This is a genomic window from Staphylococcus lutrae, from assembly GCF_002101335.1.
Classification (GTDB): Bacteria; Bacillota; Bacilli; order Staphylococcales; family Staphylococcaceae; genus Staphylococcus; species Staphylococcus lutrae.
Map to the genome: position 1 here is coordinate 1000762 of NZ_CP020773.1, position 13647 is coordinate 1014408.

Here is a 13647-nt window from a genome sequence, read left to right on the forward strand (position 1 = left end):
CTACAAAAAGCGTTAAATTAATAAGGAACATTTGATTCTTTTTTAATTCATTACCCGTATTTATCGTATTTAATGTTAAACTGTTTATTGATGATAGGAGGTGTCGCAAAAATGGCACGTGCAACAACATACGAAGCTAAATTAGAAGAAGCGAAAGATGTCGTGATTAACTCTATTGCCGAGACAATGGACCTCTATGGCGTTAATCGGAGTGTGGGGAATTTATATGGCATCATGCTATTTAAAGAAAGTATGACGCTTGATGAAATGCGCCAAGAGTTGCAGATGAGCAAACCGAGTATGAGTGCGAGTGTAAAAAAATTACAAGAATTTGATATTGTAAAGCAACGACTCACTCGTGGCAGTCGTAAGCAACACTTCGAAGCTGAAAAAGATTTCTTTGAGTTTTTCTGTAACTTCTTTACTCAAAAATGGAATCGTGAAATTTCGATTAATTTGGCGGCCTTGAAAGAATCCGAGATGATAATCAATGACATTATTGCTGCTGATGATGCCACAGCAGCACTAAAAGAAGAGGCTAGAGAGATTAAAGCACATTTGGAAGCGTCTCGTGTCTACTATTATTGGTTAGAGTCGATTAGCGAGGCATTAAAAAATGGTAAAATTTTTGAGTATTTTCCTATCCCCGAGCATACAAACGTAAAAAAATAGTCTATTCGCTTTATGTCGTGTGATTTTCGACACGCATAAAGCTTTTTATTTTCATATTTTTATGAAGCAATCAGCACATTTTCATCACATGCGCGCTTTCCAGAGCGTTTCTTTATGCACACCCATCGAAGTGTCACCGAAAGCGGTCTTGACGCATTGCGTACCGGATTAAAATCAACTGTTAAATTTGACATCCACTGACTTTAAGATTCTACTCCTGTGACATGTCAAATGGGCGGCATCCATTTTGATGGTCAACGGATTGCTTGATACCACACATTCAAAAAGCGTGAGACAGAAACCTCCATCGAATGAAAGATTTCGTTGTCCCACGCCTCTAGAAAATATTATAAGTTATCATCCTCATCTTCCTCGCTCACGCGCAAAATACGAAGTGAGCGCCGTTCGATGCGTTTAAATCGATCAGCCCGAATTTGCAATGCAATCCGGTCACCGGATAAGATGATGATGAATGAAATCATGATGATGATAAAAATGACAATTAGTGGCACACCCGCAACGATAGATGCCGTTTGTAAAATCTCAAGTGCTTTTTCGCCACCGACTAACATCAATGAAAATGGCAATAAGCACAAAGCAAATGCCCAGAAAAGGCGATTGATTTTGATCGGCTCACCTTTAACGCGTGTTTGTGTCGCAGCCGCTACAATGTAAGATGCTGAATCAAACGTCGTCACAAGAAATAAGAACGCAGATAAAATAAACAATCCAATGACAACTTTAGGGAATGGCAACTGACTTATAATCTCAATGATTGTCGCCTCAGTCCCATGTGTATTTAAAAATTGAATGACGTCAAATTGTCCTGAAATTTGTAAATACACTGCGAAGTTTCCAAAAATACCAAAGAAAAGCACGCATCCAAATGTCCCGTAAACAATTGTTCCTAAAATCACTTCTTTCAATGTACGCCCTTTTGAGATTCGTGCAATAAAAAGACCTATAAACGGCGCATAAACAATCCACCATGACCAATAGAATATGGTCCATGTTTGTGGAAAGTGTGTCTCCTTACGTCCGCCAATTCCTCCGAACGGTTCAAGCCATGTCGCCATTTGGAAAAAGTTTTTCAACATGTTCCCGAAACCTGTCACAGTTGTTTCCATGATAAAAATCGTCGGACCGACAACAAAGATAAAACCTAATAAAACAAAAGATAACCAAACGTTTAAATCACTCAGCAATTGAATTCCTTTTTTCAAGCCTTGATATGAACTATATGCAAATACCACTGTAATACACAGCAACACAATACTTTTCACAACCATACTTGAACCATCGAATCCAAACAGTTTTTCCAATCCTGCTGAAATCATAGGCACCCCTAACGCAAGAGAGGTTGCTGTCCCACCAATCAGACCAAATATAAATAAAATGTCTACTAATTTCCCTAAAAATTTATCCGTTTGCCCTTTTAAAATGGGTCGGCACGCTTGACTGATTTTGAATACCGGTTGCTTTTTCACAAACACTAAATAACCAATCGGTAATGCTGGAAGAACATAAATGGCCCACGCAATCGGCCCCCAATGAAACATTCCATACATCGTTGCATAGTTTAATGCTTCATCCGAAAATGGTTTGGCGCCTAGTGGAGGACCTTGAAAATAATATGCCCATTCAATCACGCCCCAGTATAAAATATCTGAGCCGATGCCCGCACAAAAGAGCATCGACGCCCAAGCAAAATCGCTAAATTCTGGTCTATCGCTCGCACGTCCTAAAGTGACCGAACCATATTTTCCAAACGCGATGTATAACACAAAACAAAAAATCGCAAGTCCTAATACAAGGTAAATGGCTCCCATTTTAGACGTCACGAAATCATTCATCACTACAACGACTGTACGACTCTGTTCTGGAAAGACCATCATCGGTATGACAGCCATCAATAATACGATGGCCGACCCGATAAAAACGACCCAATCCATCAATTTATTTTTTTTATGCAATTTTAGCACCCCTTATTTCGTTATGACACTTTCTCTGCTCCCTCTTGTTGTAAATCGCTTTTATACAAGCAATAGGTTATCTAAAAATAATTTTTAATGCAAATTTCATACATCAAATTCGTTGACCTACTTTGAATATATATAACTTTTTAAGATCGAAAATATCGAAAAAAACGCCTTTATAAAGTACATTAAGAATGTTAAAAATATATTTAACTTTCCTAATAATGTGTTTTTATGCAAGTTTAACGAATAAATATTTATTTTTTCATTCGCCATTCAAAGTATGATGAATGGCGTTTAAACCAACTAAAAAAGCAGCACTTTCAATCCAATGATCGAAAATGCTGCTTTTTAGAAAATGTAACTAGCCGAGTTCTCCAAATGTCTCAAAAATTAAATATAAATTGAGTAAAGTTAAGATGATGGCCAATGTCCATGAGATGACACTCACCCATCGTGGGTTTGTAAATGACGCCCCCATAATTTTAGGGTTGTTTGTCGCCAATATTAACGGAACGATACTCAACGGCAAAGCCAGACTTAAAAAGACTTGTGTAAAAATCAACAGATTCTCTATTTTTTCTGTACTTGAACCATATAACCATAGGCATAGAAAGACCGGCATCACCGCAATCACACGTGTGACAAGTCTTCTCATCCATTGTGGCATCTTCAAATGTATAAAGCCTTCCATAATAATTTGTCCAGATAGAGTACCCGTAATCGTAGAGTTTTGTCCTGATGCTAATAAAGCAACCGCAAACAATGTACTCATTACCGCACCGCCAATTGCTACAGAAACATTTGAATGCGATAGAGCGTCGTACAAGTCATAAAAACCACCGAGCGCCTCTCCGCTTCCAAAAAATAACGCTGCCCCAAGAATTAACAGTAAGCAGTTAACGACAAATGCCAATGATAATTGCAAGTTAGAGTCTATCACTGCATATTTAATGGCTTCACGTTTTTCTTCATCAGATTGACGACCGTACGCGCGTGACTGAACAATGGAAGAATGGAGGTAGAGATTGTGTGGCATAATTGTCGCACCAATAATACCTAATGCAATGTATAGCGCCCCTGGTTGTGTAACAACTTCACTTTGTGGTAAAAATCCGCTAAATACATCTCCCCAAACCGGATGTGATAAATACACCTCAAACACGAAAATAAGGAACACTGTCATGACTAACGCAACGACAATCGCTTCAATTTTGCGGAATCCTAATTTAATGATGACGAGCAATAAGAATACATCTAATACCGTCACCGTCACCCCTAGCCATAAGGGAATATGGAAAAGTAAATTCAGTGCAATGGCACTACCAATTACTTCCGCAATATCCGTTGCCATAATGGCCAATTCTGTAAAAATCCACAAGATGATCGCCGTCTTCTTCGAGGTCATATGTCGCGTCACTTGGGCTAAGTCCATGCCACTTGCAATCCCTAATCTCGCACACATACTTTGAAGCAACATTGCAGCTAAACTAGAAATTAAAATGACTGACAAGAGGATATAACCATACTGCGCTCCCCCTGCCATTGAAGTAATCCAGTTCCCTGGATCCATGTATCCCACTGCGACCAATGCACCCGGACCCGAAAACAACATTACTTTTTTCCAAGCCGGTGCATGATGTTGATACTCAATCGTTGCATTGATTTCTTCTAAACTTTTCTGCATATATCTCAACCTTTTCTCATTCTATCTCTATAATAATGTAAGTTACTCAAAAATTTTGGTTAGGAGCGCCTAAATTAATAATGATATTATATCTAAATTGAGATGAAATGAAAAGCATCTGAGCACACATTTGTTATAAGAAAATAGTTTTGTCCTAAAAAATCAGCCTTACTGATCGACGATATAACGATAAATATCATCACGAACAGGCGTTTCAAGTTTAAAATGCATGGTGACAACCGGCTCTCCAGATTTCATAGTTGTTTCAGTCGCTGTTCCTTCAATCACATGCACACGTCCTAAAAAATAAAAATTTTTTCCTTCTGCATCCTCCTTTTTTACAAACAGATACAATGCCGTGTTATGTTTTTGATGGTTTACTATCGCATCCACCTCTTTTGATTGTAATGTTCGGTTTGAACGTGTATACCACTTAAACTCACTTTGACTGATAAACTTTTCACCATACTGCGTTGACGCATTAATATGTGCCTGTTTGTGGTACGTTACAAAAATAGGTACCATTTGATGTCTCACTTGATAACCATACAGGGTGCTCGAAATATCCTTTTCCCAGTTCATTATTTTCAAAAAATCTTTTCTAAAATATTTTTTATATAGTAATAGTTGATTCTGACCACCATATTTTATCTCATTGTTATATTGTGCCAATCGAATCATATCCATCACGTAATCATAAAACGTTTCATTTTTTAACATTTTTTGAAAAGTATCACTCAACTCGACAACTTCGTCTTTAACATGAATAAGGGATTCTCCGTATATTTTCTCTATATCTGTTTTGAAATAGCTCAAATTTAAAATACGCAGTGTCGTTTCAAGATCAGCTGTTGTGACGTTCGAATCAATCTCCTGCATGTAGGCAAGCAATTCTTCTTTCCTACCATCACCTTCAATCAATCGGTTTAATATATAATGATCTGTATTCTTCAACCCAGGTGCGATTTCTCGGGACAAAAATGTTAAAGTTTTAAACGCTGTATCCTCAATTTCTACTGAAGTCAAATGTCGTTTGATGAGAAAATCATGGTAGTTTTTATATTTTTCAAAAATGATTAAAGGGTCAATCGCATTTTGTTCAATAAAGTCCATTAACAATGGCTGTCTTCCAATACGATATTCGACACTTCGGTATGCTTCTTCCAAGATCTTAACCCCATTTAACGAAACGTGATTTAATGCATCAAAGATTTTCTTTTTCGCAATTTCTTCAAAATTAATTGTTGATACACCGCTTAATCCGGCAGTATTTGTCAAAAATGCTCGATAATTATCTTTATGATACGTTTCATCACCGGACAATGCGATTGGAATTAAGTAATTATTTTTATAGTTCCCGATAAAATCAATAATTGTCACATAGTCTTTGTTTTTGCTTTTTCTTAATCCTCTACCTAACTGTTGAACGAAAATAATACTCGATTCTGTTGCTCTCAACATCACGATTTGATTAACCTCAGGAATGTCTATTCCTTCATTAAATAAATCCACTGTAATAATATAGTCAAGTTTTCCTGTCTGTAATGCTTCAATGACTTCTAAACGTCTCCATTGAGGGTCTTCCCCAGTAAGTGCGACAGACGGATAACCCCGCTTCGAAAGCTTTTCAGCAAGCACGCTAGCTTCATCTTTTCGGCTAACAAAGATAAGCCCTTTTAAGTCATCACCTGAATAGCCATAATAATTTGTACGTTCAATAATATGATGTACACGTGCTTCCGACGTTAATTTTTGTAATGATGTCGTATCATCATCAATAAATCCATCCACTTCGTAATCCGTAACCCCAAAGTAGTGAAATGGGCAAAGTATGTCATTTTCTAATGCCGCTTTCAAACGAATTTCATATGCGATGTTATAATGAAACAGTTCAAACACGTTTAATGTATCATTACGTTCTGGAGTCGCTGTCATTCCTAAAATAAACTCAGGCTCAAAATAATTAAATACGCGAAGATATGAAGTTGCCGCAACATGATGGGCTTCGTCAAAAACGATATAATCAAAATGTTGTGCTGAAAACTGTTCATATATTTCAGATTTTGAAATCGTCTGAATCGTTGCAAATACATATTTTCTATCCATATTTTTACTGCGACCCGTCAACAAACCAAATGCTGATTCAGGTTCATCTGCTAACACACGTTGATAATCTGCCATCGCGCGCCTCAAAATACCTTCATTGTGAACAATAAATAAAAAGCGTCTAGGCTGAAAATACCTGACATCTAATGCTGACATAATTGTCTTCCCAGTTCCTGTTGCTGAAACAATTAATCCTCTCTTTTCACCACGTGCACGAATGGCTTGTAGCTCCTTTAACGCTTCCTGTTGCATGACATTCGGTATAATCGCTTGAGCATGCTGAATTTGACGTTGTTTTTCAAGTTGTGACTGTTCAACTTGAAATAGCATGCGCTTAGCTTGTGGTTGATAAAATTTCTGATACTGATTTATCCAATCTTGGGTTAAAGGTTCACTTTCAGCCCACAATGCTTCAAATTGGTTTTTCACTTTATAAACAATGTCACCATTGCGATGTGATGAAAATAAAATATTATGTTCATAATTCACTTTCAAAGCATGAGAAGTCAAATTAGAACTCCCCACAATCATTGAAGTGTAATAAGAATGGTCAAAGATGTATCCCTTCGCATGAAAACCGCTCACTTGTGTGACACGAACAGTCACATTCTCCAATTTAAGCAATTCTTGATACATTTTAGGTGAATTAAATGATAAATAGTTAGAGGTTAAAATACGACCTTTAACACCTTTACGCTTCAATTCATAAAGGTGTGATTTTAAGCTGGCCAATCCACTTTCAGTTATAAAAGCAACCGAGATGCTAAAGGCACGACACCTATGCAATTCGTCAATAATCGTAGCTAAAACATTTTCTTGTGCGTTGTTAATTAATAACTTGGGTAAAAAATGCCCCTGTTTTTCAATGGAACGATCAATAAAGCCTTTATGTAACGAATTTTTAAAATCATCCAATAACCGTTCCATTTCACTATGCCTCACTAACAATGATATCTACTGCTGGAATATCCGCTGGTGCCCACTCTAATCGATGTAATTCTGCTTTATCACACCATTCAATCGCGCGATGTTCCTTTAGTGTAGGACGTGTGTCTTTTAATTTACATCGGAATGTTGTCAGTACGATTATCGCAAAATCATACTCATGTTCAGTTGTTGTCACTTCAGCACCTATCTCCAAGTCACACGCCATTTCTTCACGAATTTCTCTTTTTAATGCTTCAATTTTACTTTCTCCAGGTTCTATTTTACCTCCAGGAAATTCCCATAATAAAGGTAAACTCATGCTTTCACTTCTTTGTGCACAAAGTACTTTATCTTGATCCATTATAATCGCACCTACAACATGAATTGTTTTTTTCATCTTTAGACACCTGCTTCCTCAATTTTCTTTTTATTTATTATAAATGATCTCACAAATTAATAAACTGTGCATCTGTGTATGCATAATTTTTTAAGTTTCACAAACATCTCATCAAAAAAGACGAACTCAAACGATGAGCTCGCCCTCTTTTTATGATATTTCAATCCTTTTTACTCGACCGATTTACCAAAAAATCAAAGATCATTTTTGCATTGTCCGTATTGTCAATATGACCTTGGAAGCGATCGGCACCTGGGCCAAATGCGTACGTGTTGACATCTTCACCCGTATGACCATATGTTGTCCATCCAGTGTGTGATTGACGATTGATAGGTGCTTGGATGGCATCCTGTAAATGCTGTTGTTGCGTTTTGAATGCATCACTGTCTTTATCTAACTTTTTCAATTGATTTGCTTCATTTTGAATCGCTTTGATATCTTTGTCTGGTACTTTAAAACCGTAACCTTCACGAATCGTTTCTTCTACGTTCTGACCTTTGACGATTTGATCAGTCATCCACTTTCCAGAATGCCCCATTTTTTTAATAGGCGCTGGGTCCCAAATGTACGGCTTTTCTCTACCCATACTAAGTCCCCCAGTAGAGTGATCTGCTGTCGCAACGACAAGTGTGTCTGGGTGAGTCTTAGCAAAATTGATTGCACCTTTAAACGCTTTTTCAAATCCTTGCATTTCTGATAGCACCCCTGTGATGTCATTTTCATGCCCTTGCTTATCGATAGAGGCCCCTTCCACCATTAAAAAGAACCCTTTATCATTTTTTGAGAGGCGTTCCAACGCGGCTTGTTGCATATCTATCAATTGTGGCTGGCTTTTAGGCGCATCTATCGCTAACGACATATTCTTATCTGCAAAAAGACCGAGGAGTTGATCTTGAGGTGCATTCAAAAGTTGTTCACGCGTCTTAACAATGCCATAGCCATCCTTTTTGAACTGCTCCGTAATATTACCATTCTGTTTACCAAAATTTTTCGCACCGCCACCTAAAAGCACGTCAACTTTATGTTGCTTTTGTATACGCTGATCGTAATACTGATGTGCAATCTCATCCTTTTTATCACGGTCATCTACATTTGCGGCATACACAGCAGGCGTCGCATCTGTAATCTCCGCTGTGGACACAAGACCTGTTGATTTGCCTAGCGCTTTGGCACGCTCCAACACGGTTTCTAAGTCATGTTTATTTCTATCAACACCGATAGCGCCATTGTAAGTTTTATGACCGGAACTGAATGCTGTCCCCGCTGCAGCAGAGTCAGTAATATTTTCTTTATCATCATTTGGATATGTTTGCTGTGTACCGACTAGATAATCATCAAATTCCGTTTTTTCAATCGCTTTCGTGGTGGGAAGATCTGCAAAATAACGGTATGCCGTATTATACACTGGCCCCATACCATCTCCTACAAGAAAGATGACATTTTTAGGGTTCTCTGTATTGCCATACATGTGTGCGGATTGTTTTGGACTATCTCCTTGTCCAGAAGCCAAAGCAAGTGGACTGACGTTTCCAAATGTTGATGCAAGAACGATACTGGTGATTGTTAATTTAACAAATTGACGTTTCAATTGCATAATGTGTTAACTCCTCTACAGAATATTCAATACAATGTCATTGTAAATAACCATTTTGAATATTCAATGAGGCTATGATTAAAAATTTGTAAATCCCTATTATTGCAGCATGTGGCCGTATTTCAAATCCTATAAACGGTTAATCACCAAATTCATCTGATTATTGTATTGAAAAAAGTTTGTATTTCTTTATGATGTATTAAAATGATTGACTAAACGACATTTTATATTTTTGAGTTGTCGTTTATTCTAACTCACAATTATAATAACAGTAATAAGCGTATCATGAAGGAGGCTACTAAAATGAAAGGTTCCCTCACATCACAATCCAATACACAAGGTCAACCACCGAACAAAAACCCAAAGTGGCTCATCATTTTGATTATCTGTTTGATTATGATTGCTTTAGCTGGATTAATTTATGGTGGCTATCGGGTCTCACAATTGGATATCCGTTTAAAATTAAAAACAGATCAAAAAGTTTCCGATACTTCGCAAACACAAATTGTTCATATTGATGTTCAATCTGACGACTTCAGCCAAAATTTCATGAATACCGACCGTATCAGTGGCTATCAAGGATTTCAACTTGGCGCAACACGTCAACAGACTGAAATGACACATGGCCCCCCTGAACGAATGACTCAGTACGCGGGTCAACAAGCTGCGTCATACGGTAACATCGCCGTCACATATGATGCCCAAGAAAAAATAAATCACGTCTATGTGACACCGAATAACGTGACCCTCTCCCAATTCATTGCTGTTCATCAAGCACCAAATACCATTGATGGTGAGATTTGGTATTATGACAAAAATAAAAATAATCGCTACACCATTAAAGTTTATACTTCAGACAACCGCATCACAGCGATTGAAAACATTCCTCAAATTGCATATTGATTCATCCTACAGCGCTATGCGTTGAAAAGCATTGAAGGACAGCATCAAACATCTACAATGATTCAACGATGTTTGATGCTGTCCTTTTTTGTTCATTCCACTATGAGTCAACCGCAATGTTCCACATGAAACAGCGGTGTGTATCAGTAGTTCTACCACCTTGCCACTTGCATGTCAGTCTTACCGAACACTCCCCGCAGACTCCCCCGTCATTCTAATACTGAATTGTTGCAGTCACGCGAATACGCTGCGTCGTACGATTACGATATGTGTGTGGTGTGTTGGCATTAAAACTGATGGCCTCTCCCGCTTCAATTTCATAACACTTTTCTCCGACATACAATGTCAGTGTCCCCTCGTTCACTATAATGTATTCTTTCGAACCTTCTTGATGTGCGTCAGATTCTAGCACACCGCCCACTTCCAAACGCATACAAAACATTTCAAAAGCATGCGCTGATTCATAAGGAAAATACGGATAAACGACGACCGAGCGATCATCATTATAAATCGGCTGAATGTCAGCACGGTCTATCTTTTGAATGGCTTCATTTTCTTCACTAATCAAGGAAGTCAATGGAATACGTAACCCATTCGCGATTTTCCACAATGTATTGATACTTGGATTCGCTACCCCTTTTTCAATCTGACTAATCATTGTTTTACTAATGCCGGTCAACTGTGCGATTTTATCTAAACTGAGACGATGTGATTGACGGTAATATTGTAAGTTTTCTGCAACAACTGAATGAATTTTTTCCATTTTTTAAGCCCCTTCTATTTACAATATAATGAACATCATGTACGCTATAGTGTGTTCTTTATATAGAACGTTTTGTTAATTATACCAAATAACGAAAGGAGTTTACATCTTGGAACAACAATCCACACGTATCAATTGGTTACTTTTTATTGGCATCATGCTCATTGCGGCAAACTTAAGAGCCCCTATCACTTCAGTAGGTGTCGTTTTGCCAGCAATTAAAGATACATTGAATTTAAGTAATACTGCTGTGAGTTTTATTTCTATCATTCCGTTATTCGCTTTTGCCTTCATTTCATCTGTTGTTGCAAAAGTCAGTCATCGTTTCGGCATGGAACGATCACTTTTCGTAGCACTGGTATTCATTTTTGTAGGCATTGTCTTAAGAAGTATAATCAATGTCAATTTGCTGTTCATTGGTACGATACTGATTGGTGTCGGTATCGCTTTTGGTAATGTTTTAGCTCCTGGCATGATTAAATCAAAATTTCCTTATCGCATTGGCATTATGACTGCTTATTATACCGTTGTCATGAATATTTTTGGAGCGCTCTCTTCATATAGCGCCGCTCCGTTGCTCAAAGCGTATCACTATCCCATCGCATTAGGAAGCATCGGTATCTTCGCCTTATTGGCACTTATCGTATGGGTATTTCAATTGCGTCATCATGCCACGCAGAAACAAATGAACCTTGCCGAAGCTGTCAATGTATGGCGCTCACCGCTCGCTTGGCAAATCACATTACTGATGGGCGGACAATCACTCATTTTTTATTCTTTAATTAATTGGTTGCCCGAATTTTTATTATCCTATCAAATTCCTGTCTCACGTGCAGGTTTATATTTGTCCATTTTACAAATCGCGATTATCCCATTGACATTCGTGACACCTTTATGCGCTGCACGCTTAAAATCACAAGTCTTACCGATAGCCATCACAGGCATGCTGTTTACAATAGGCATTTTAATCCTAATGACTGCACCTCGTATGGCACTCGTGTCTCTGATTATCATCGGTATTGCGCTCGGTATTGCTTTTGGTTTAGTTAATACATTGTTCAGCTTGCGTACAGAGAGTGGTCTCACTGCTGCAAAACTGGCAGGGATGTCACAAGCTGTAGGCTATTTATTCGCTTGTATTGGCCCGTTATTTTTCGGTATTCTTCACGACTGGACAGGTCAATGGACAGTATCCTTGCTCGTCCTACTCCTTACAGCAATCGCGGTGATGATCATCGGTGCACGATCAGGACGCAATACAACCATTGAAGCCACACTACGTCGCTAATCATAACACGCCATTGTGAAGTGCATTCATATTGATTTTGATATGAATTCGTAAGGTCAGTGATACACCACACCTACACGGATCCTTCGATACTTGGTTACGACTGCGATTGAAAATAACTCCGAGTCAAACGACAATAGGACTGAAAAAGATTGCCTTCATCTCAATCTTTTTCAGTCCTATTTTCAATGCAATTCATCTATTTGTCAGGGATTCAACCTATTGTAAAATCGCGCATCCCCAGCGTTTCACCGATAACAAATACACTATACGACTTATATTGATGGACTAACTCATTTTCTCTTCAAATCGACCGGCTTTCCACACAATGAGTGCAATCACCCAAGATAAAATCAACACGAAAACAAGCGCATAACCGAGCCAACTAAAATCTAATTGTGTAATCCATCCGAGAATACCACTATCCCAATGCCATGTCTCACCAAGCAATTGGATAATCTCAACGCCACCAATCACAATGGCGGCCACAACTGAAATCGCTGTCATCGTAATATTATAAAAGATTTTGCGCGCTGGCTTATCAAATGCCCAATGATAGGCATTCGTCATCAATACACCATCTAACGTGTCTAATAGACTCATCCCGGCTGCGAATAAAATAGGCAATGCAATGATGCCTAAAAAAGGAACCGTATGTTGTGCTGCCCCAGCCGATAATGCCAATAATGACACTTCACTCGCTGTATCAAAACCGAGTCCAAATAAGAATCCTAGAGGGAAAATATGCCAACTTTTTTGGATAAAGCGAAACAACGGACGGACAAGTCGCATAATTAATCCTCTCGATTCAATTAAATCATTCATTTGTGCATCAGTGACTTTGCTATGACGTAATTGACGAAAGAGTCGGACCAATTGAATGAGGATCACAAGATTCAACACACCGATTAATAACAGAAACACCCCCGACACGATTGTGCCAATCAATCCACCTGTCTCTTGAAAACGTTCTAAATGATTTTGTGCCCAGTGCACTGCAAGTCCTAATACGACAGCCATTAAAAAGACCACCGACGAATGTCCTAATGAAAAGTAAAAACCGACACCCATCGGATTTTTATGCTGTTCGAGTAATTTCCGTACAGTGTTATCAATTGCCGCAATATGGTCGGCATCGAAAGCATGACGCAAACCTAATGTATATGCAACAATCCCCATTCCAACAATCAGTGGATGTTGCGCACCACCGACAAGCAAAAAGACAACACCTAAAATATGTAATACAATCACAACCCCAATATAAGGAAAAGCGTGTTTAATTCCTTTTGTATGATTCATTGACTCATCACCTTTTTTCTATTTTGTAATAATAA

At 38.2% G+C, this 13647-nt stretch carries 10 protein-coding genes; 3 read left to right on the plus strand and 7 right to left on the minus strand.

Going from position 1 to position 13647, the window contains the following annotated elements; translation table 11 throughout:
• Positions 1-111: 111 nt before the first annotated feature.
• Complete coding sequence (cudC, locus tag B5P37_RS04810; protein ID WP_085237165.1) at positions 112-672, plus strand: choline uptake/conversion transcriptional regulator CudC; 561 nt, start codon at positions 112-114, stop codon at positions 670-672.
• 347 nt (positions 673-1019) lie between these two features.
• Here the strand turns inward: cudC and B5P37_RS04815 are convergent, their stop codons facing one another.
• From B5P37_RS04815 to B5P37_RS04835, 5 genes are all read right to left on the minus strand, one after another.
• Complete coding sequence (locus B5P37_RS04815) at positions 1020-2624, minus strand: BCCT family transporter (protein WP_085238419.1); 1605 nt, start codon at positions 2622-2624, stop codon at positions 1020-1022.
• A 388-nt stretch (positions 2625-3012) separates the two neighbouring features.
• Positions 3013-4335 carry an Nramp family divalent metal transporter gene (locus B5P37_RS04820; protein WP_085237166.1) on the minus strand — a complete coding sequence of 441 codons (1323 nt, stop codon included), beginning with the start codon at positions 4333-4335 and terminating at the stop codon, positions 3013-3015.
• 168 nt (positions 4336-4503) lie between these two features.
• Positions 4504-7368: a DEAD/DEAH box helicase gene (locus B5P37_RS04825; RefSeq protein WP_085237167.1), complete on the minus strand. Its 2865-nt coding sequence runs from the start codon at positions 7366-7368 to the stop codon at positions 4504-4506.
• A 4-nt stretch (positions 7369-7372) separates the two neighbouring features.
• Positions 7373-7765 carry a (deoxy)nucleoside triphosphate pyrophosphohydrolase gene (locus B5P37_RS04830; protein WP_085237168.1) on the minus strand — a complete coding sequence of 131 codons (393 nt, stop codon included), beginning with the start codon at positions 7763-7765 and terminating at the stop codon, positions 7373-7375.
• A gap of 160 nt (positions 7766-7925) precedes the next feature.
• Complete coding sequence (locus B5P37_RS04835) at positions 7926-9359, minus strand: alkaline phosphatase (RefSeq protein ID WP_085237169.1); 1434 nt, start codon at positions 9357-9359, stop codon at positions 7926-7928.
• A gap of 303 nt (positions 9360-9662) precedes the next feature.
• On the opposite strand from B5P37_RS04835, the gene B5P37_RS04840 reads away from it, so the two are divergent.
• On the plus strand, positions 9663-10262 hold the full coding sequence (locus tag B5P37_RS04840; RefSeq protein WP_085237170.1) for a hypothetical protein: 600 nt from the start codon (positions 9663-9665) through the stop codon (positions 10260-10262).
• A gap of 214 nt (positions 10263-10476) precedes the next feature.
• Here the strand turns inward: B5P37_RS04840 and B5P37_RS04845 are convergent, their stop codons facing one another.
• A complete protein-coding gene (locus tag B5P37_RS04845) occupies positions 10477-11025 on the minus strand; it encodes a helix-turn-helix domain-containing protein (protein ID WP_085237171.1) in 549 nt (182 codons plus the stop codon).
• A gap of 109 nt (positions 11026-11134) precedes the next feature.
• Here B5P37_RS04845 and B5P37_RS04850 point away from each other — a divergent pair, with 109 nt between their 5' ends.
• The gene (locus B5P37_RS04850) at positions 11135-12313 is read left to right on the plus strand and encodes a CynX/NimT family MFS transporter (protein ID WP_085237172.1); all 1179 of its coding nucleotides are present in this window, start codon (positions 11135-11137) and stop codon (positions 12311-12313) included.
• 288 nt (positions 12314-12601) lie between these two features.
• Here the strand turns inward: B5P37_RS04850 and B5P37_RS04855 are convergent, their stop codons facing one another.
• Positions 12602-13612 carry a HoxN/HupN/NixA family nickel/cobalt transporter gene (locus B5P37_RS04855; protein WP_085237173.1) on the minus strand — a complete coding sequence of 337 codons (1011 nt, stop codon included), beginning with the start codon at positions 13610-13612 and terminating at the stop codon, positions 12602-12604.
• Positions 13613-13647: the final 35 nt, after the last annotated feature.